Origin of the sequence: Chryseobacterium sp. 22532, assembly GCF_052044665.1 — a bacterium.
In the GTDB taxonomy this organism is placed as follows: Bacteria; Bacteroidota; Bacteroidia; order Flavobacteriales; family Weeksellaceae; genus Chryseobacterium; species Chryseobacterium lathyri.
Map to the genome: position 1 here is coordinate 689955 of NZ_JBQENJ010000001.1, position 18834 is coordinate 708788.

Below are 18834 nucleotides of genomic sequence, written 5' to 3' on the forward strand. Positions count from 1 at the left end.
AAAAATTATCAGATGAATAAAGTAGTATCCTTTTCTTTGCTTGTATTGGGTGGGGTTTTTGTAAACGCACAGCAAGTGAATGATTCTATTAAAAAATCAAAAGAGATTGATGAAGTAGAATTATTTGGTGAAAAAAAGAAACAGCCGGTAGGCTTAGAAGCTATTACAAGGCTTCCCTTGAAAACCAGAGATCAGATCCAGAGTATTTCAGTGATCTCCCATAAAGCCATTGAAGAGTTGGGAGCCCTTACAGTAACTGATGTTGCTAAAAATGTACCAGGCGTAACCCTGTTCTCAAGCTATGGAGGAGGAAGTGAAAGTATGTCTATCAGAGGGTATCGAGGAGTGCCTGTATTGAAAAACGGAGTTCAGATGGATTCGGATTTCCGTACGGCAGGAATGATCACAGATATGCAGGGTGTTGAAAGCATTCAGGTTATTAAAGGATCTGCAGCCGTGAGCCAGGGAATAGGAAACGGTTTGGGCTCAGCAGGAGGTGTGATTAATGTAGTAACCAAAAGACCACAGTTCATAGATCAGACCAGTGTAGGTTTCCGCTACGGAAGCTGGGATTTTTACAGACCTACAGTGGATTTTCAGAGAGTTTTGGATTCTCAGGGTAAAGTAGCTGTAAGGTTTAATGGAGCTTATCAGAAAAATAATTCTTTCAGATCTCATGTTGAAGGAGAGAGAATTTACATCAATCCATCCGTATCTTATCGCCCGGATGATAAAACGGAAATTAATGTAGAGATGGACTATCTTCATGATAATCGTACTCCTGACAGAGGAACCATTAATACAGCACCGGGTGATGTGGAAGCATTATACCACATGCCGAAAGGGAAGTTTTTAGGATATATTTCTGATTATTCGAAAACAGAGACCTTTAATTTTGCCACAACAGTGGTTCGTAAGCTTAATGATAAACTAAAAGTAAGAGCTGCATTTATTAATTCTACAAGCAGTTCAGACAGTGAAGCCTCTTCCATATCATTACCGACTAACGAAACGAATTATAATATCAGGCAGCATACTATCGGGAAATCTCAGGGAGAAGATATCAATAAAGTATTGCAGTTGGATTTCATTGGTGAGCAGGTAAAAACAGGATTCATCAATCATACTTTCCAGGTTGGATTTGACTGGAGGGAAACGGAAACATCAACCGTCACCTATGAAGCCTATAAAAATTCCATTGCCCCTGAAAATTTAATTACTGCCCGCCCAACAAAAATTGGTGCTATAACGTACGATGCCAATCCTCTTGATATTTTCGATGTTGTCAACGGAAATATCCCGAACCAGGTTCCTGCCAATGTAATTTATAAAAATCTTGGGCGCTCAAACCCTGTCCTTACGCCAAGCATTGGTGCTATGGCTCAGGATGTAATGTCAATCAGCAAATATGTGAAAGCCCATTTGGGAATCAGGTACAGCAGACTGAACGGGTCTTCTAATGAAACGGTAGATACATGGAACCCATCTTTTGGATTGATCATTTCACCGATTCAGAATATCAATATTTTCGGATCCTACACTACGACTACCTCTTTAAGAGCTTCTAATAATATCCTTCAGGCAGGTGGAAAAGTAGGAGCATCACATACAAAGCAGTGGGAAGCCGGAATCAAATCTGACTGGTTCAATGAAAGATTGAGATTTAATGTTACTTTATTTGATATTAACACAAATAATCTTTCATTCCAGATCCTTGATAAAAATTATCAGCCAATAAAAGATGATAAAAATAATATCCTTTACGGACTTGCCGGTAACCTGAGAAGAAAAGGAATGGAAGTAGAGTTGATCGGAAGAATTCTTCCTAACCTTCAGGTAATGTCCGGATGGGCATATCTGGATGCCCAGTATCAGGAGAGTCCTGCCTATATCAATGGTTCTGCGCCAATGAATGCCCCGAAGCACACCGCAAACGGATGGTTGAACTATAAATTTATAACAGGAGCATTAACGGGTCTGGATGTGGGAGCAGGAATCTATTATGTAGGGAAAAGGCCTGTGGATGAATGGACTCAGAAGACATTTACAGCAGGCCATCTTAACAGCGTAAAAGCTGGAGATAAGCCTTTTGATATGCCGGAATATACTACAGTAGATGCACAGGCAGGGTACACCCTTAAAAATGGTTTGGGGCTAAGAGTATTCTTCAACAATATTTTCGATTCTGTGGGATACAGTTCGTACTTCAGAGGAGGGTACATCGATCAGATCCAGCCTAGAAATTTTGCAGTACAGGTAAACTACAAATTCTAATCTTATGAAAAATATAAAAAAAATATTTTTGGCTTTTGCTTTTGGAACACTATTCGTATCATGCCGTTCCGAAGCAGAGCTTTCCGACGAAGAACTAAAATCCATATATGAAAAAGAATTCAGGGATTTCTATAAAGCCAACCATATGAATAATGGCTGGCCGCAGAACACCTGGAATAATGGGATGTCCGGTATAAAGAAGATCCGCTTCGGAAAAGATTTACCTTCAGTCAGTACAAAAACAGTTGATCAATCTGAAGAAATACCCTTCGGAAAAAAATAATAAACATTCATTCATATCAAATTTTAATTAGAAAACATTAAGGCAGTCCTTCTGTCTTAATGTTTTTGTTTTTTTAAACCATTCAATCTTATTTAAGGCGCCTGAAAGATTAAAAGTAAAGCAGGATCAATAATCCGGTTAAATTTTTCATTCTTTTCCACTGTTTCCCAAGTTTCTTTACTTCCGATTCAAGTTAATTCTATAAATTTATTATTTAAAAGAATTGATAGTATGAGTCATAAGAACAATAATCTCTTTGAGAAGTTTTCAGATTGGGCAACCAAATTTACAGGAAGTTCATATGCATTTATCGGAGCCGTACTTATTGTTGTAGTATGGGCAGCTTCAGGACCTATTTTTGATTATTCTGAAACCTGGCAGCTGGTCATTAATACCGGAACTACCATTATCACTTTCTTAATGGTCTTTTTAATTCAGAAAGCCCAGAACAAAGATTCCAAAGCCATACAAATTAAGCTTAATGAGCTTCTTGCGGCTAATGAAAAAGCCAGCAACAGAATTGTGGATATAGAAGACCTTACGGAAAAAGAACTGGACCAGCTTCACTGCTATTATGAAAAGTTAGCCGATTTTGCGGAAGAAGACAACGATATCCATACCTCGCACTCAATAGATGCAGCTAAAAGAAATCAGAACTACAAACATGATATCTTTAAAACAAAGCATGAGGAATGGCTTCAGAAACAGCAAGAAAAAAAGGAATCGTAATGATTCCTTTTTCTTTTTTGTATATGTTAAATATTATCTTTTCAGGAAATACCCGAAGTAGCTGCAGCTTCCCGACAGGCTCTTCATGGTTTCCGAATCTGCATATTGGGACTTCAACTGCGCAAAATACGTTCTGTATTTCTGATTTTTGATATTATCAAGTTCAGTCTGGTGCGCCTGTTCCTTTTCAGAATACTGAGGATCCGAATAGCTTATTTTTGCTGCATTTTTTGCCTCATACTGATAATACTTTCCTTGCTCCGCGCTGGCCATCTGGAAAAGGACTCTTGCTCTCTGTTCTTTGTCTTTTGATAGTTTCAGGGTCTTTTGGTAATAATTGATCGCAAGATCAAAATTATCCGGCTCCACATAAGTGGTATAAAGGAAGTTCTTATAATAATATTTATAAGGATTCTTTCTGTCCGTATTCCAGAAATCGTACTTTCCGCCGTTGGTGTTATCAATGTCCATCACAAACAACTGGCGGTAATATCCTAAGCTGGAAGTGTTGTACAATAGGTTTCCGATAAGCTGGCTGGCTTTCGCTGCCTTTTCATCTGTTCCGTTACCTATTTTTTTAAGCTGGATCAGCGCATCCGCCAGTTCCAGTTTATTCATGCTGGCTTTAATGAAAGGAAATGCAGAATAATCTTCGGCTTCCATACTTTCAGTTTCAGGACTTCCAAAACTTTCCCATACATTGTGTCCGAAAACAAGATTCGAAATATCCCTGAATCCATTATATTCGCCGGCTGCATACTGCTTCGGAGTCATTTTTTCACCTTTATCCGTCCAGTCATAATTCATTCTTGGAATTCCAGCAAATCCCTGGGCTTTTTCATAATAAGATTTAGCCTTTTCAAAATCTGCCTGCTTCATGGCTCTGTCACCATAGATCATGCTGAAGAAAGCATCTATATTGCCTACATTGTCCATATTCTTGGCGATGATCTGCTGTTCAAACTGAGTCTTATTCGGTTTTTTGTAAAAGTCTTCAACACTTTTTACCAGACTGGAATTCGGGTTATACTGAAGATCCGAAAGCTTATTGCTCATCAGGAACGATTTTCCGTCTTCTCCCTGCAGGAAATAGCGGTTGGCAAGAACATCTTTAAGGAAATCTGCCGTAGATGGAGTTTCTCCATAATAATCATAATCAGATACGGCAGTACTGTCTTTTTTCACTTCTTTCTTTACAAAATAATCAGCATAGTCTTTCATCAGATGATCTTCAAATTCCGCATCGATCTTAGGATGCGAAACAATATCATTCAAAACCTTCATTCTTTTTATTTCTTCAAGATATTCCGGGTTTGTTGTTTTGATATCCTCCAGAATCTCCGAGCTTCCTTTGTAATCTTTTTTCAAAAACTTAAGATAAGCATCTGCTATCTGCCAGTATTCATCCTTAGATACTTTTTTAGTTTTCTCTGTGAATTTTTCCAGGTCGTCCAGGTAATCTTTGGTCTTTTCGTCGTATCCGTAACCTGTTTTTGTATAGAAAGGAATTCTGTCCGGGTTGTTCAGCAGTTCATCATCGCTCTGATCATTCTTTTCTCCAGCCACGCTGTCAGACTTTGATCCTCCGAAAAGGTTTTTGAAGAATCTTACAATCTTCTGCCAGAATGAAAGCTTTTCTTCTTTTTTTACTTCAGCAGGTTCAGCCTTTGCATCCTTGGAAGTTGTGTCATGGTCATCAGCATTTCCCTTCTGCATGTACACATTGTCGGAAGCATCCGAAGTATAATAATAGATTGGCAGATAACTTCTTTCCAGCTCGTTGATACTTCTTACCGCCATTACTTTAAGGATCTCAGAATCCGGATTAATGTCATACATCTTTTCCATGATAGGAATGGGATTCGTAAAGCCTTCATAACCCAATAAGAAGTAAGCCATATTCTTTTCATCATTGGTGCCAGCCCTCTTCATAATATTGCTGAAAGAAGCTGTATCCGAAAGTTTCATCGAGACAAAAGCAGATTCCTTACGGTCTTTGCTGTTCATGAAAACCTGGAAGAAGTTCCAGTTCGCATCAGCGTTCATTTCCTTTCCTCTCTGGGCACCGGCAAGCTGGTCAAGGGCCATAAAATATACCGTACCTTTCTGCTTGATCGGTTCTATGTACGTTCTGAAAGCCTCCAGGGCAGCGTCATAGTTTCTGGTATAATGATTGAAACGTACCAGCTGATATCCGTAACGCTGCTTGATCTCCGGATTTCTTGCTGCATTATATAGGGAAGTCAGTGCATTGACTGTCTTGGCGTAATCAATGGATGTAGCATTTTGCTTTTTTGAAGGACCATAACTGTAAAATGAGTCGGGACTTTCAACATAGTTAATGCTCATATAAGGTTCCAGATACTTGGCTTCAATTAAATAATCGATGCCTTCTCTGTACTTTTGGTAGAATCCTGTTCCCAGTTTCTGTAGCAAAGGATTTGTTGGTGCTCCGTTTTTCAAAGCATTAAGATCGCTCATGCTGATCTTGTATACCAGGCTTTCTGTTTCCGCGTAGTTCAGTTGGTTGTTGAAAAACTTTTTCCACGTTTCAATATTGTCGTCAGGAATCGGGTTGCCTTTGTAGTCTCCGTAAAACCTGTTAGAATAAGTGAGGAGGAAGGGGAGATAGGATTTATCCTTTATAATGCTTTGTGTAAAAAGATTGAAATATTCATAATCCGGGTCTGACCACGCGCAGGCGTCAGATTTGGTGTAAAACAGCGATAGAACCGCCATTGAAAGAATATACTTTTTCATATAGTTGATAGGTGTTTTTATTTTGTAATTCAGTTTCAACAGGTTTAAAGCTTCATGATCTGCTCAATTAGCAGAACCATAAATTTAAAAATTCCTGTTACTTACAAATTTACTATCTAATTGATAATAAATTATATTAAAATCATGTATTTTTTTCTCCAGAAAACGGGTAACATCCTGAAGCTGGTCATCTGATATTTCTTCAACCTTTATCCTGAATCCTTTACTTAGAAAACTTCCGAAATAGAAACCGTCTCTAGTGATTTCAACTTCATTATCCGAGATCTTTTTAAATCCGGGGTTTTTAAGGTCTTTTCTGGATAAAGCATTAATGAGCTTATGCTTTTCAAGATGATTGGTAACAATTCCCCAGGAGTAAATCGGCAGTGCTACCTCAATTTTTTTAACAGGATAATCCTCAAGTTTGGAAAGGTAGCTTTTTAAAACCGTCACGTCCAGAATAGAATTTTTGTTGGAGTTCTCCAGTGGTGAAGAAGTAGAGTAGCACATCAGGTAGACTTTTTCTACCGGTGGTACTCCGGTCTGACCTTTGTCTTTAACCTGATGAAGGCGTAGGGTACAGGTAATCTCTTTTCCGGAAACTCTTTTAAGCTCCTTTAAAAATTTAAAATAATCATTCCTGGTTCCGGCTGTCCAGTCACAGTCAATCTGAATTTCATTATGAATCTTTAAATCATATTCTTTGGCTTTCTTCTGAATCAGATTATGAATGTTTTTTGCAAGAAACCTGATCTCTTCCGTAGAAATATGATACATGGACTGGTTCGTGATAAAAACAGTCGGCACGATTTGCTTATCTGTCTGAAAACTCCTGTCTTTGGTTATAACAGCAACCGGCTGAAATTGTCCGCCGGATTTATCTATATCAAAAAATCTGGTGTACAGATAGGGAACTTGACCCTTGTCCAAAGCTTTTTTCTCTTCCTGATCCAGCTTAAGATTTGTTTTCCAGTAATAAAAAGTATAAGGATGGTTCTTTTTCCTGCTGCACGAAACAATGAGAAGCAGGACAAGCAGGACCTTTAATACTTTCATCGTTTATACAGTTTGCTTTCGCAGGAACAGATATCCTGTGTTCCGCTTTCCATGCTGGAGCAGCAGTCTTCAGATTTCTTAATGTTTCCTTCTTTATCCGTCAGGTAGATGTTATCCTTATCGAATTTCACATAAAAATTTTCACCGTATGTTTTGAAATCTACCTTCATTACTTTTGGATTGTATTTTCCGGCATTGATTTCCTCGGTGGTTTCAGTGCTGTCCGCCTGATTTACCTGAACAAATCCGAAATAAACATCACCGTTTTTCTTTACATCCAAATAATAAGATGGGGTTCCCGATCCGCTGAATCCTTCAATGATATTAAAGCTTCTGTAGCCTACAAATGGTGCTTTTGTCTGCGCAAAGGATAAAATGCTGATGCACAAGATCACTAAACTTAAAATCTTTTTCATATATTTTTTTTCAAAAGTAAAAATATTTAAGCAAAAATTAAACCGTAAAAACCCGGAGATTGCTTATTTAGGGCATTTATAGGATCTTTTTAACCACAAAAGCCACAAAAGATTCTTGATGAATGAGATTCACATAAAGAAAATCTGAGATTTTCGTAAAGCTTAAGTACTTATATTCACAAAGCTTGTTGATTAAAATAACTTAAGTGTTTAAATAACTTTTGTGACTTTTGTGGTTAAATATTTAATCAGTTAAAAACAGAAAAACCACTCCAAATAGGAATGGTCTTTATTATTGATTTAAAAGTTAGATTAGAAAACAGTCGCTGCCAGCTGAATTCTTGCGTATTTATTGGAAGGATTCCACATCGCCATCATAGAAACCGGCAGACTGTAATGTTCCGTAATTTTAATGGTCTTACCTGCTTTTACTCCTACATTAACAATATCAAAGCTGTTTTCACCATTGCCATAGAGGAAATGTTTGTCGTTGAGGGCAAACCCAGCACCAATAAACGCATCCAGATTTACTTTCTCCCCGGCGATAACTGGATAGCTCGCCTGAATGTAGGTAGAGTATCTATTTTTTTTATAGCTTCCATCAGATTCCAGAACCACTTCGCCCGCATTGGCTCCTCCGTACAGCATGATATCCGCTTCAATATTCAATGGGAATGATGGTCCGAAAGTATAATTGGTCCTAAGGTCAATGATGTGGGCAGTTCTTCTCTGTGAGTAACTGAAAATGTCGTCTGCGGCTACAGCGGTATTAATGTTTCTGGAATTATACAAATCCCACAATCCAATATAAAAACGGTTATGGGAGTATTGGATGTAGTAGTTGATCTCTTTATAATGGGTGCCGTCTTTATCGTCAGCTAATGCCGAGGCGCCCCAAATACCAATCTTCCATTTCTTTTCAGAATCCAGAGCGTAGGAAAGATTTCCCATCACTACAGGTTTATCTGTAATGATCAGGCCTCTCCATAAGTGATTATTCTGAATATTGGCGGTAAAGTCCAGCCTGTTGCTTTCCTTAGGTTCCTCGCTCTCCTGAGAGAATAGTTTTCCTGTGCCCAAAATAATCAGGCATGCAATTTTTAAAATTTTCATCGGGTATTTTTTAATGTATTATTCCAAAAAGAATGGCAGCGATAACAGCGCCCAGAATGGGTCCGGCGACTGGGATCCATGCGTATCCCCAGTCACTGCTGCCTTTTACTGGAAGTACTGCATGCATAACCCTTGGAGCCAAATCTCTTGCAGGATTGATGGCATAACCGGTTGTTCCACCCAGTGATAAGCCAATGGCCCAAACCAGTAAGGTAACAGGAAGAGCTCCTACAGAACCGAGTCCTACTTTAGCGGTCGGATCTGCATTCAGAGAAATGCTTGGGTCCGAAAAATGAAAGATGACAAATACCAGTACAAACGTTCCGATAATCTCACTGATTAAATTGGAAAATGTGTTCCTGATAGCCGGCCCGGTACTGAAACAGGCAAGCTTTGCGCCTTCATCTTCCGTAATGGCAAAATGGTCTTTGTTGAAAAGCCAGACCAGGAAAGCTCCCAGCATTCCACCGAGCAGCTGTGCAGCAATATAAGATGGAACCAAGTCCCACGAGAATTTTCCTGCAACTGCCAGTCCGATCGTTACAGCCGGGTTCAGATGGGCACCACTTGCCGGACCGGCAACGGTGACACCAACAAAAACTGCCAGTGCCCAGGCTGTCGTAATGACGATCCATCCTGAATTATTTCCTTTAGTATCCTTTAAGACAACATTGGCTACAACACCGTTGCCTAATAATATAAGAAGCATTGTTCCTACAAGTTCTGCGGTAAATGGGGTCATGAGTAGTTTTTTTAATATTAAGGATTAATCTTCGATCCAGCTTTGGGAACGTTTTACAGCTTTGTTCCAGAAATGAATCATGTTATCTGCTTTTTCTTTATCCACTTTTGGATGGAAATCCTCATCTACAACCCATTGAGATTGTATTTCATTAATATCCTTCCAATATCCTACTGCTAAACCTGCAAGATAGGCTGCCCCTAAAGCTGTGGTCTCAAGCGTTTTTGGTCTTGTGATCTTAAAACCGAAAAGGTCAGACTGTATCTGCATCAGAAGATCACTTGCAGAAGCTCCGCCATCTACTCTGAGTTCCATACTGGGTGTTCCGGAATCTGCTTCCATGGATTTTACAATATCGTACACCTGGAATGCTATTCCTTCCAAAGTTGCCCTTGCAATGTGTCCATCAGTTGTTCCCCGGGTTACTCCTACAATAGTTCCTCTTGCGTACTGGTCCCAATACGGTGCTCCTAATCCGGTAAGTGCAGGCACAAAGTAAACACCTCCGTTATCTTCAACACTTGCTGCCAGATCATTCACTTCTTCTGCGGAACGGATAAGTTTCAGCCCGTCTCTCAGCCACTGTATCGCTGCTCCGCCTACAAATACACTTCCTTCAAGGGCATAATTTACTTCTCCATTGATCTTCCATGCCACTGTTGTTAACAGGTTGTTTTTAGAAGAAACAGCTTCTGTTCCTGTATTCATTAATAGGAAACATCCTGTTCCATACGTATTCTTTACCATTCCGGGAGTAATACACATCTGTCCGAATAAGGCGGCCTGCTGGTCTCCTGCAATCCCTGCAATTGGTATTTTTGTAGAAAATAAAGTGGTTGCAGTTTCTCCATAGATCTCACTGCTCTGTTTTACTTCAGGAAGAACAGATCTTGGAATATCAAACAGATCCAGAAGATCCTGATCCCATTCTAGGGTATGAATATTCAGAAGCATGGTTCTGCTGGCATTGGAAACATCGGTGATGAACATTTTTCCGCGCGTAAGCTTCCAGATAAGCCATGTGTCAACGGTTCCGAAACATAATTTTCCTTCTGCTGCTTTTTCCCTTGCTCCTTCTACGTGATCCAGGATCCATTTTAGTTTGGTTGCTGAAAAATAGGCATCCAGGACAAGTCCGGTTTTCTCTTTAATGATTTCGGCATGCCCCTGCTCTTTTAATTCATCACAGTACTTAGAAGTTCTTCTGTCCTGCCAGACAATAGCATTGTAAATAGGTTCACCGGTTTCTTTATCCCAGACAACGGTTGTTTCACGTTGGTTGGTGATACCGATGGCAGCTACTTCCAGCCCGGAAATGCCTGCTTTGGCGATAACTTCTGCGGCAACGGATATCTGGGATGACCATATTTCGTTCGGATCATGCTCTACCCATCCCGGAGTAGGGTAGATTTGTTCAAAATTTTTCTGGGAGATATATTCGATAGCTCCGCTGTGATTGAATAAGATGGCTCTAGAAGAAGTTGTACCCTGGTCTAAAGCGAGAATCAATTTTTCCTTCATACTGCAAAGTTTTAATTATGAGTAATAGTTTTGGGAGAGTAAGGGGTTAATAAATACCCTTGTGCTAATTCAATAAATTCTTTTTCCTGTTCAGTGGCCCATTCCTGGGAATATCCTTTTTCTTTGGCAATAAGCTGTGCAATAGTATGTGCACTGTCGATCGCAGCTCTTGCATCTAAAAATAAAAGACGGACTCTTCTGGCGAGAATGTCTTCAATGGTTTCCGCCATTTCGTATCTTATGGCCCAGACTGCTTCTGCCATAGTAAAAGCATGGTCAGGATGAATCTTTTGAGAATATTGAGGATCACTGCTCTGCAATGATTTTATGGCTGGAATATCGGATCCGTAAACATACAGATGGCTGGTGCGGTCTACAAGTTCTGCTTTCATATTACCATGAATAGACATATTTTCTGTTTGAGAAGGTCCTCCATTTAAATGAAGGATCTCTACAGCTTTATCAATAGTATCTTCCGCCATTTTACGGTAAGTGGTCCATTTTCCGCCGATGATGGAAACCAATCCTGTATCGGAAGCAATGACTTTGTGGCTGCGGGAAACTTCCTTGGTGCTTTTGCCTCCTTCTTTTGGAGCGGCAAGAGGTCTTAATCCTGCAAACATCGATTTTACATCTTCTCTGGTTGGCTTCTTCGCTAAATATTGTCTTGCTGTGTTTAAAACAAAATTAATTTCAGATTCCAACGCGTGCGGCTCAAAGCTTGGGCTTTCTAGAAGGGTATCTGTAGTTCCTACCAATGCTCTGTCGTGCCATGGAACAACAAAAAGAACCCTGCCGTCTGATGTTTTTGGAATCATAATCGCATCGTCACTTTTCAGGAAAGATTTATCCAATACTAAATGGATACCTTGGCTTGGAACTACAAATTTACCATGCTTAGGATTGTTCATATTCAAAATGTCATTCGTGAATACCCCTGTTGCATTGATAACTGCTTTCGCACGAAGCTCGTACTGCTGGTTGGTAAACTGATCTTCTGCTTTAACTCCGTTTATTTTTCCGGAATCATTTTTCAGAAGACCGGTTACTTTCATATAATTAACTGCGCTACCTCCTTTTTCGATCAGAGTCTGGGTTAAATTGATTGCTAATCTTGCATCATCAAACTGCCCGTCTTGATATACCACGCCACTTGCAAGGTTATGCTGTTCAATGGTTGGTAATTTTTCAACCGTTTTGGATTTGCTGATGTATTTTGTTTTTCCAAGACTAAGCTTTCCGGCAAGGAAGTCATAAATAGATAATCCTATTTTATAATAAATACCTCCCCACCAAGTATAATTAGGAATAATAAATGACTGGTTTTTTACTACGTGTGCTGCGTTTTGGGCCAAAAGTCCTCTTTCTTTCAGAGCTTCTTTTACAAGTCCGATATCTCCCTGTGCAAGATATCTTACGCCACCATGTACCAGTTTGGTGCTTCGGCTGGATGTTGCTTTGGCAAAATCGTGTGATTCAAGAAGCAGGGTTTTGAATCCTCTGCTGGTTGCATCCAATGCTGAACCCAGGCCGCTGGCTCCACCTCCGATAATGATGAAGTCCCATTCCTGAACACTGGATAATTTATTAATTTCTTCGTTTCGTTTCATAAATGTTTCGTTTATGTTTCGTTTTCAAATGTATAAATTAAAAATGAAACTAAAAAGAAAATAAATGAAATTTTATCGGTCTCGAAAAAAAATGGTATTTTTGATGAAAGAATCAGAATGGAAAAGTTAATACCAAGGCACGATGATATATTAAAGGAACTGGATGAAAAGGGGCATGTTCTTGTACAGGATCTGTGTGAGAAGTTCAATGTTTCGTCGGTTACGGTCCGAAAGGATCTGAATTATCTCGAAAGCCTGGGATTGCTTTTCCGAAACCATGGTGGGGCAAGTAAGCATGTAAGATATGCTTATGAAAGAAATGTAGATGAAAAGGAAAACATCAATGTAGAAGCTAAGCAGAATATTGCGAAAGCAGCTTTAAAGCTTATCCAGGAGAATGACTGTATTATTTTAGCTTCAGGGACTACGATGCATTATTTAGCGAGAATGCTGGTGAACTTTGGGCCTCTTACGGTTTTAACCTCTTCTTTAAGGGTGGCTATTGAGCTATGTAATAATCCTAATATTAATATAATACAGTTGGGTGGCGAAGTCCGGAAAAGTTCGACTTCCATTGTAGGTTCCATTTCTGAAGGAATTCTCAAGCAGTTTTCCTGTAATAAACTTTTTCTGGGAGTGGATGGGATTGACATTGATTTTGGAATCAGTACATCCAATGCTGCTGAAGCCCATCTGAATCAACTTATGATAGAATGCTCCGAAAAAGTGGTCATTCTCGGTGATTCTTCAAAACTGAATAAAAAAGGGTTTGGCAAAATTGCTCCTCTGGATAAAGTTGATTATCTGATTACAGATAACGGGATTTGTGCCGAAGATAAAGTGGCATTAGAAGAAATAGGCGTTACGGTTATTGTAAAATAAGCTTCTTTTAAATTATTTAAAAAAAATCCAAAATAATTTCACTGAAAATCCATCCGGATTTTTTCAAAATTACCTAATTGATTAAAAATCAAAATATTTTACTCTAAATATTTGTCAGTTATAAAAATATTCATAAATTTGCACACTCCATTTTAGGGGCGTAGTATGCCTATATCAAAAGTAGAAATTACTTCAGACCTCCTAAAAATGTGGAAATTAGAAAGATAAATTTTATTTAATATAAACAATGTCAGGTATTATTGGTAAAAAAATCGGTATGACGTCTTTGTTTAACGAAGAAGGAAAGAATATTCCTTGTACAGTTATTCAGGCTGGTCCATGCTCGGTTTTACAGGTCAGAACCATAGAAAAGGACGGCTACAAGTCAGTTCAGTTAGGTTTCGATGACAAGAGTGAAAAGAACGTAGGTAAAGCGTTAGCTGGCCATTTTAAAAAAGCTGGTTCTGCTCCAAAAGCTAAGTTGGTAGAATTCTACAGAGAATTCGTAGACGAAGTAAAAGTAGGAGAAGAAGTAAAAGTTGATTTATTCTCTGAAGGAGAGTATGTTGACGTAACAGGAACTTCAAAAGGTAAAGGTTTCCAGGGTGTTGTTAAAAGACATGGCTTTGGAGGTGTAATGCAAGCTACTCATGGTCAGCACAACAGACTTAGAGCTCCAGGTTCTATCGGTGCTGGATCGGATCCTTCAAGAGTATTCAAAGGAATGAGAATGGCGGGTAGAATGGGAGGTAAGCAGGTAACTGTACAAAACCTTCAAGTATTAAAAGTGGATCAAGAACAAAATCTTTTAGTAGTAAAAGGTGCTGTTCCGGGAGCTAAAAATTCTTATGTAATTATCAGAAAATGGAACTAGTAGTATTAAATACATCAGGAAAAGAGACCGGAAGAAAAGTAACTCTAGACGAATCAGTATTCGGAATTGAGCCAAATCAGCACGCGGTTTACTTAGAAGTTAAACAGTACCTTGCAGCACAGAGACAAGGGACTCATAAATCAAAAGAAAGAAGCGAAATTACTGCTTCTACTAAAAAACTTAAGAAGCAAAAAGGATCTGGTTCTGCTAGATATGGTGATATCAAATCTCCAACTTTCAGAGGTGGAGGTAGAGTATTCGGACCAAAACCAAGAGACTACAGATTCAAATTGAACAAAGCTCTTAAGAGATTAGCTAAAAAATCTGTTTTATCTCAGAAAATGAGAGACAACAGCATCAGAGTAATGGAAGATATGAGCTTAAACGCTCCTAAAACTAAAGATTTCATCACGATCCTAAATGCATTGGCATTGAACGATAAGAAGTCTTTATTTGTTCTTCCTGAGGCTAACAAGAATGTGTATTTATCTTCAAGAAACTTACCTAAAACTAAAGTAATGAACTTCAACGAAATTAGTTCATATGACTTAATGAATGCAGGTGAGATCGTATTCTTAGAAGGTGCAGTTGAAAAATTCCAGGAAAATTTAAAGAAATAAATCATGTCACTTATTATTAAACCAGTTATCTCAGAAAAGGCTAATTACCTTACAGATTTAAGAGGTTCTTATTCTTTCTTAGTAGATCCTAAGGCTAATAAGATCCAGATTAAAAAAGCTGTTGAAGCAGCTTACGGTGTAAAAGTAGCAGACGTTAACACAATGATTTATGCTCCGAAGGTTTCTTCAAAATACACTAAAAAAGGTCTTCAAGTAGGGAAGACAAACAAATTGAAAAAGGCGGTAATCAAGCTTGTTGAAGGTGAAGTTATCGATATTTTTGCTGTAAATTAATTATTAATTATAAATAATAGTAATGTCTGTTAGAAAATTAAAACCTATCACCCCAGGACAGAGATTCAGAATTGTAAACAATTTTGAGGAAATTACTACCAACAAACCAGAGAAATCTCTAACAGTTGGTATTAGTAAGTCAGGTGGACGTAACCAAACTGGTAAAATGACCATGCGTTACACCGGAGGTGGACACAAAAAGAAATACAGAATTATCGACTTCAAAAGAAACAAGCATGATGTTGAAGCAACGGTAAAAACTGTAGAATATGATCCAAACAGAACTGCATTTATCGCTTTATTAGAGTACGCAGATGGAGAGAAGAGATACATCATCGCTCCAAACGGTATCAAAGTAGATCAGAAAGTAGTTTCAGGAGAAAGCGTTGAACCAAACGTAGGTAACGCAATGAAATTAAAAAATATTCCATTGGGTACTGTAATTTCTTGTGTTGAAATGAAGCCTGGACAAGGTGCTATTTTAGCAAGAAGTGCTGGTTCTTCAGCTCAATTAACTTCAAGAGACGGAAAATATGCTATCATCAAATTGCCTTCAGGAGAATCCAGAATGATCCTTACTGAATGTTATGCAATGATTGGATCTGTTTCTAACTCTGATCATCAGTTAACTGTTTCAGGTAAGGCTGGTAGAAGCAGATGGTTAGGTAGAAGACCTAGAACTAGACCGGTAGTAATGAACCCTGTAGATCACCCAATGGGAGGTGGTGAAGGACGTTCTTCTGGAGGTCACCCAAGATCTAGAAACGGTATGCCGGCTAAAGGTTACAAAACCAGAAAGAAAAACAAAGCGTCTAACCGTCATATCATATCTAAAAGAAAATAATTATGGCAAGATCACTTAAAAAAGGACCATTCATTCATCATACTTTAGATAAGAAGGTTCAGACAAACATAGAGTCTGGTAAGAAGACAGTTATTAAAACTTGGTCTAGAGCATCGATGATCTCTCCAGACTTCGTAGGACAAACTATTGCAGTACACAACGGGAAATCTTTTATCCCTGTTTATGTTACAGAAAACATGGTAGGTCACAAGTTAGGCGAATTTTCTCCAACAAGATCTTTCAGAGGTCATGGTGGTAACAAAAATAAAGGAAGCAGATAATCATGGGATCAAGAAAACAAGATAGTTCAATCGCAAGAAAAGAAGCTAACAAAGACGTTGTAAAAGCTTCATTAAATGACTGCCCATCATCTCCAAGAAAAATGAGATTAGTTGCTGATATCATTAGAGGAGAGCAGGTAGATAAAGCTCTTTATATCCTAAAATATTCTAAAAAAGAAGCCTCTAACAAATTAGAGAAATTACTTCTTTCTGCTATGGCAAACTGGCAGACTAAAAATGAAGGTGCTGATATTGAAGAAGCAAACCTTATCATTAAAGAAATCTTCGTGGATAGTGCAAGACAATTGAAGAGACTAAGACCAGCTCCGCAAGGTAGAGGGTATAGAATCAGAAAAAGATCTAACCACGTTACATTAATCTTAGGTAATAAAGAAAATTAATCAAGGTATGGGACAGAAGACAAATCCAATTGGTAACAGATTAGGTATCATCAGAGGATGGGATTCTAACTGGTTTGGCGGAAACGATTATGGAGACAGAATCGCGGAAGACTACAAAATCAGAAGATACCTTGAGGCTAGATTATCTAAAGGTGGGATTTCAAAAATTTATATTGAAAGAACACTAAAATTAGTAACAGTGACGATCACTACTGCTAGACCGGGACTTATCATCGGTAAAGGAGGTCAGGAAGTTGATAAATTGAAAGAAGAATTGAAGAAACTTACAGGTAAGGATATTCAAATCAATATTTTCGAAATCAAAAGACCTGAACTTGATGCAGTATTAGTGGCTGACAGCATCTCTAAGCAAATTGAAAACAGAATTTCTTACAGAAGAGCTGTTAAAATGGCAATGGCTAGTACAATGAGAATGGGTGCTGAAGGTATCAAAGTTCAAATCTCTGGTAGATTGAACGGAGCTGAAATGGCAAGAAGCGAATCTTTCAAAGACGGAAGAATTCCTTTGTCTACTTTCAGAGCTGATATCGATTATCACTGGGCTGAAGCTCATACTACTTATGGTAGACTAGGAGTAAAAGTTTGGATCATGAAAGGAGAGGTTTACGGTAAAAGAGATCTTTCTCCACTAGTGGGACAACAGAAAAAAGGAGGTCCTTCAGGAGGCGGAAACAGAGGAGACAGAGACAACAGAAGACCTAGAAAAAATAACAATAATAACAATAATAATTAAAAATTTTAGGTTAGAAATTTTGAATTTTAAATTACCGTTACTTTTTTAAAATATAAAAAATCTAAAATCTAAAATCTAAAATCTAAAATTTAGAAATTATGTTACAACCAAAAAGAACCAAATTCCGTAGAGTTCACAAGATGAAGATGAAGGGGATTGCTCAAAGAGGTAATCAACTGGCTTACGGAACTTTTGGAATCAAAGCTATAGAAGGTGCTTGGATCACTGCAAGACAAATCGAAGCTGCTCGTATCGCTGCGACAAGATATATGAAGAGAGAAGGTCAGCTATGGATCAAAATCTTCCCGGATAAGCCAATTACTAAAAAACCAGCCGAAGTTCGTATGGGTAAAGGTAAAGGTGCTGTGGAATATTGGGTAGCTGTAGTAAAACCAGGTAAAATTATGTTCGAAATCGGAGGTGTATCTTACGAAATCGCTAAGGAAGCTTTAAGACTTGCTGCACAGAAATTACCGGTAGTTACTAAATTCGTAGTTGCTAACGATTTTGTTAAACCTCTATAATCTTTGATACAATGAAACAAGCTGATATTAAAAATTTAAGCGCGGGTGATATTCAAGCAAAACTTGCTGAATTGAAAACTCAATATTCAAAACTGAAATTGGCTCACAAGATCAGTCCAATTGAAAACCCGATTCAAATCAGAGATTTGAGAAGATCGATCGCTAGACTAAACACTGAGTTAACCACTAAACAACAATAAGATTTTCATACATTATGGAAAGAAACTTAAGAAAAGAAAGAATCGGAATAGTTTCCAGCAATAAAATGGAAAAGACCATTGTTGTAAGTGAGACTACGAGAGTGAAACACCCGATGTACGGTAAATTCGTATTAAAAACGAAAAAATATACTGCACACGACGAAAACAACGAATGCACAGAAGGTGATACAGTTCTTATCCAAGAAACTAGACCTTTGAGCAAGAGCAAGAGATGGAGATTAGTAAGAATCATTGAAAAAGCTAAGTAATAATGTTACAAACAGAATCAAGATTAAAAGTTGCTGATAACACAGGTGCAAAAGAAGTACTAGTTATCAGAGTTCTGGGAGGAACCAGAAGAAGATATGCTTCAGTTGGTGATAAAATCGTTGTTACTATCAAGGATTCTACACCATCAGGAAATGCTAAAAAAGGTCAGGTATCTAAAGCTGTAGTAGTAAGAACTAAAAAAGCAGTTAGAAGAAAAGATGGTTCATACATCAAATTCGAAGACAATGCTTGTGTATTACTAAACGCAGCGGGAGAAATGAGAGGAACACGTGTTTTCGGACCGGTTGCTCGTGAGTTGAGAGACAAAGAATATATGAAAATCATTTCATTAGCTCCTGAAGTACTTTAATTTTTAAAATTTTTAA

22 protein-coding genes are annotated in these 18834 nt (G+C 38.3%); 15 read left to right on the forward strand and 7 right to left on the reverse strand.

Features of this window, described 5'->3' with window-relative positions; all coding sequences use genetic code 11:
• The first annotated feature begins 12 nt into the window (after nt 1-12).
• The 3 genes from ACTJIV_RS03245 (at nt 13) to ACTJIV_RS03255 (ending at nt 3286) form a co-directional block, all read left to right on the forward strand.
• The gene (locus tag ACTJIV_RS03245; RefSeq protein WP_440625588.1) at nt 13-2274 is read left to right on the forward strand and encodes a TonB-dependent siderophore receptor; all 2262 of its coding nucleotides are present in this window, start codon (nt 13-15) and stop codon (nt 2272-2274) included.
• Between the two features lie 4 nt (nt 2275-2278).
• Nucleotides 2279-2557, forward strand: coding sequence for a hypothetical protein (locus ACTJIV_RS03250; RefSeq protein ID WP_440625590.1), 279 nt, complete (start codon nt 2279-2281; stop codon nt 2555-2557).
• Between the two features lie 231 nt (nt 2558-2788).
• A complete protein-coding gene (locus ACTJIV_RS03255; RefSeq protein ID WP_111957058.1) occupies nt 2789-3286 on the forward strand; it encodes a low affinity iron permease family protein in 498 nt (165 codons plus the stop codon).
• 33 nt (nt 3287-3319) lie between these two features.
• Here the strand turns inward: ACTJIV_RS03255 and ACTJIV_RS03260 are convergent, their stop codons facing one another.
• From ACTJIV_RS03260 to ACTJIV_RS03290, 7 genes are all read right to left on the reverse strand, one after another.
• Complete coding sequence (locus tag ACTJIV_RS03260) at nt 3320-6046, reverse strand: hypothetical protein (protein WP_440625592.1); 2727 nt, start codon at nt 6044-6046, stop codon at nt 3320-3322.
• Between the two features lie 84 nt (nt 6047-6130).
• Entirely contained in the window at nt 6131-7102 is a 972-nt protein-coding gene (locus tag ACTJIV_RS03265) for a hypothetical protein (protein WP_336377728.1), read from the reverse strand.
• Complete coding sequence (locus tag ACTJIV_RS03270) at nt 7099-7518, reverse strand: hypothetical protein (protein ID WP_111957062.1); 420 nt, start codon at nt 7516-7518, stop codon at nt 7099-7101. The genes ACTJIV_RS03265 and ACTJIV_RS03270 overlap by 4 nt, the downstream gene beginning before the upstream one ends.
• A 312-nt stretch (nt 7519-7830) precedes the next feature.
• Nucleotides 7831-8631: a hypothetical protein gene (locus ACTJIV_RS03275; protein WP_223558232.1), complete on the reverse strand. Its 801-nt coding sequence runs from the start codon at nt 8629-8631 to the stop codon at nt 7831-7833.
• Nucleotides 8632-8641: 10 nt separating this feature from the next.
• Nucleotides 8642-9373 (reverse strand): MIP/aquaporin family protein, encoded by a 732-nt coding sequence (locus ACTJIV_RS03280; protein ID WP_440625595.1) that lies wholly within the window; start codon nt 9371-9373, stop codon nt 8642-8644.
• 24 nt (nt 9374-9397) lie between these two features.
• Nucleotides 9398-10894 carry a glycerol kinase GlpK gene (gene glpK, locus ACTJIV_RS03285; RefSeq protein ID WP_111957068.1) on the reverse strand — a complete coding sequence of 499 codons (1497 nt, stop codon included), beginning with the start codon at nt 10892-10894 and terminating at the stop codon, nt 9398-9400.
• An 11-nt stretch (nt 10895-10905) separates the two neighbouring features.
• On the reverse strand, nt 10906-12504 hold the full coding sequence (locus tag ACTJIV_RS03290; RefSeq protein WP_111957070.1) for a glycerol-3-phosphate dehydrogenase/oxidase: 1599 nt from the start codon (nt 12502-12504) through the stop codon (nt 10906-10908).
• A 117-nt stretch (nt 12505-12621) separates the two neighbouring features.
• Here ACTJIV_RS03290 and ACTJIV_RS03295 point away from each other — a divergent pair, with 117 nt between their 5' ends.
• The 12 genes from ACTJIV_RS03295 (at nt 12622) to rplN (ending at nt 18818) form a co-directional block, all read left to right on the forward strand.
• Nucleotides 12622-13386 carry a DeoR/GlpR family DNA-binding transcription regulator gene (locus tag ACTJIV_RS03295; protein WP_440625598.1) on the forward strand — a complete coding sequence of 255 codons (765 nt, stop codon included), beginning with the start codon at nt 12622-12624 and terminating at the stop codon, nt 13384-13386.
• 247 nt (nt 13387-13633) lie between these two features.
• A complete protein-coding gene (gene rplC, locus ACTJIV_RS03300) occupies nt 13634-14260 on the forward strand; it encodes a 50S ribosomal protein L3 (protein ID WP_034678007.1) in 627 nt (208 codons plus the stop codon).
• A complete protein-coding gene (gene rplD, locus ACTJIV_RS03305; protein WP_111957081.1) occupies nt 14251-14880 on the forward strand; it encodes a 50S ribosomal protein L4 in 630 nt (209 codons plus the stop codon). Before rplC ends, rplD begins: the two co-directional genes overlap by 10 nt.
• A 3-nt stretch (nt 14881-14883) precedes the next feature.
• A complete protein-coding gene (gene rplW / locus ACTJIV_RS03310; RefSeq protein ID WP_034702844.1) occupies nt 14884-15174 on the forward strand; it encodes a 50S ribosomal protein L23 in 291 nt (96 codons plus the stop codon).
• Nucleotides 15175-15196: 22 nt separating this feature from the next.
• A complete protein-coding gene (rplB, locus tag ACTJIV_RS03315; protein ID WP_111957083.1) occupies nt 15197-16018 on the forward strand; it encodes a 50S ribosomal protein L2 in 822 nt (273 codons plus the stop codon).
• Nucleotides 16019-16020: 2 nt separating this feature from the next.
• On the forward strand, nt 16021-16299 hold the full coding sequence (gene rpsS, locus ACTJIV_RS03320) for a 30S ribosomal protein S19 (RefSeq protein WP_034702850.1): 279 nt from the start codon (nt 16021-16023) through the stop codon (nt 16297-16299).
• A gap of 2 nt (nt 16300-16301) precedes the next feature.
• A complete protein-coding gene (gene rplV, locus ACTJIV_RS03325; RefSeq protein ID WP_111957085.1) occupies nt 16302-16700 on the forward strand; it encodes a 50S ribosomal protein L22 in 399 nt (132 codons plus the stop codon).
• Nucleotides 16701-16707: 7 nt separating this feature from the next.
• Nucleotides 16708-17454, forward strand: coding sequence for a 30S ribosomal protein S3 (gene rpsC / locus ACTJIV_RS03330; RefSeq protein WP_111957087.1), 747 nt, complete (start codon nt 16708-16710; stop codon nt 17452-17454).
• Nucleotides 17455-17552: 98 nt separating this feature from the next.
• Complete coding sequence (gene rplP, locus ACTJIV_RS03335) at nt 17553-17978, forward strand: 50S ribosomal protein L16 (RefSeq protein ID WP_034738777.1); 426 nt, start codon at nt 17553-17555, stop codon at nt 17976-17978.
• An 11-nt stretch (nt 17979-17989) separates the two neighbouring features.
• Entirely contained in the window at nt 17990-18178 is a 189-nt protein-coding gene (gene rpmC / locus ACTJIV_RS03340; RefSeq protein WP_034725985.1) for a 50S ribosomal protein L29, read from the forward strand.
• An 11-nt stretch (nt 18179-18189) separates the two neighbouring features.
• A complete protein-coding gene (gene rpsQ, locus ACTJIV_RS03345) occupies nt 18190-18447 on the forward strand; it encodes a 30S ribosomal protein S17 (protein WP_053073319.1) in 258 nt (85 codons plus the stop codon).
• A 2-nt stretch (nt 18448-18449) separates the two neighbouring features.
• Entirely contained in the window at nt 18450-18818 is a 369-nt protein-coding gene (rplN, locus tag ACTJIV_RS03350) for a 50S ribosomal protein L14 (protein WP_007839504.1), read from the forward strand.
• The last annotated feature ends 16 nt before the right edge of the window (nt 18819-18834 follow it).

Coding starts and splice junctions, on each gene's coding strand:
- rplB (WP_111957083.1), top strand. CDS start 15,197: ATGTCTGTTAGAAAATTAAAACCTATCACCCCAGGACAGAGATTCAGA.
- ACTJIV_RS03245 (WP_440625588.1), top strand. CDS start 13: ATGAATAAAGTAGTATCCTTTTCTTTGCTTGTATTGGGTGGGGTTTTT.
- glpK (WP_111957068.1), bottom strand. CDS start 10,894: ATGAAGGAAAAATTGATTCTCGCTTTAGACCAGGGTACAACTTCTTCT.
- ACTJIV_RS03255 (WP_111957058.1), top strand. CDS start 2,789: ATGAGTCATAAGAACAATAATCTCTTTGAGAAGTTTTCAGATTGGGCA.
- ACTJIV_RS03265 (WP_336377728.1), bottom strand. CDS start 7,102: ATGAAAGTATTAAAGGTCCTGCTTGTCCTGCTTCTCATTGTTTCGTGC.
- ACTJIV_RS03250 (WP_440625590.1), top strand. CDS start 2,279: ATGAAAAATATAAAAAAAATATTTTTGGCTTTTGCTTTTGGAACACTA.
- rplD (WP_111957081.1), top strand. CDS start 14,251: ATGGAACTAGTAGTATTAAATACATCAGGAAAAGAGACCGGAAGAAAA.
- rpsC (WP_111957087.1), top strand. CDS start 16,708: ATGGGACAGAAGACAAATCCAATTGGTAACAGATTAGGTATCATCAGA.
- ACTJIV_RS03270 (WP_111957062.1), bottom strand. CDS start 7,518: ATGAAAAAGATTTTAAGTTTAGTGATCTTGTGCATCAGCATTTTATCC.
- ACTJIV_RS03260 (WP_440625592.1), bottom strand. CDS start 6,046: ATGAAAAAGTATATTCTTTCAATGGCGGTTCTATCGCTGTTTTACACC.
- rplC (WP_034678007.1), top strand. CDS start 13,634: ATGTCAGGTATTATTGGTAAAAAAATCGGTATGACGTCTTTGTTTAAC.
- ACTJIV_RS03280 (WP_440625595.1), bottom strand. CDS start 9,373: ATGACCCCATTTACCGCAGAACTTGTAGGAACAATGCTTCTTATATTA.
- rpmC (WP_034725985.1), top strand. CDS start 17,990: ATGAAACAAGCTGATATTAAAAATTTAAGCGCGGGTGATATTCAAGCA.
- ACTJIV_RS03290 (WP_111957070.1), bottom strand. CDS start 12,504: ATGAAACGAAACGAAGAAATTAATAAATTATCCAGTGTTCAGGAATGG.
- rplN (WP_007839504.1), top strand. CDS start 18,450: ATGTTACAAACAGAATCAAGATTAAAAGTTGCTGATAACACAGGTGCA.
- rplP (WP_034738777.1), top strand. CDS start 17,553: ATGTTACAACCAAAAAGAACCAAATTCCGTAGAGTTCACAAGATGAAG.
- rpsS (WP_034702850.1), top strand. CDS start 16,021: ATGGCAAGATCACTTAAAAAAGGACCATTCATTCATCATACTTTAGAT.
- ACTJIV_RS03295 (WP_440625598.1), top strand. CDS start 12,622: ATGGAAAAGTTAATACCAAGGCACGATGATATATTAAAGGAACTGGAT.
- ACTJIV_RS03275 (WP_223558232.1), bottom strand. CDS start 8,631: ATGAAAATTTTAAAAATTGCATGCCTGATTATTTTGGGCACAGGAAAA.
- rplV (WP_111957085.1), top strand. CDS start 16,302: ATGGGATCAAGAAAACAAGATAGTTCAATCGCAAGAAAAGAAGCTAAC.
- rplW (WP_034702844.1), top strand. CDS start 14,884: ATGTCACTTATTATTAAACCAGTTATCTCAGAAAAGGCTAATTACCTT.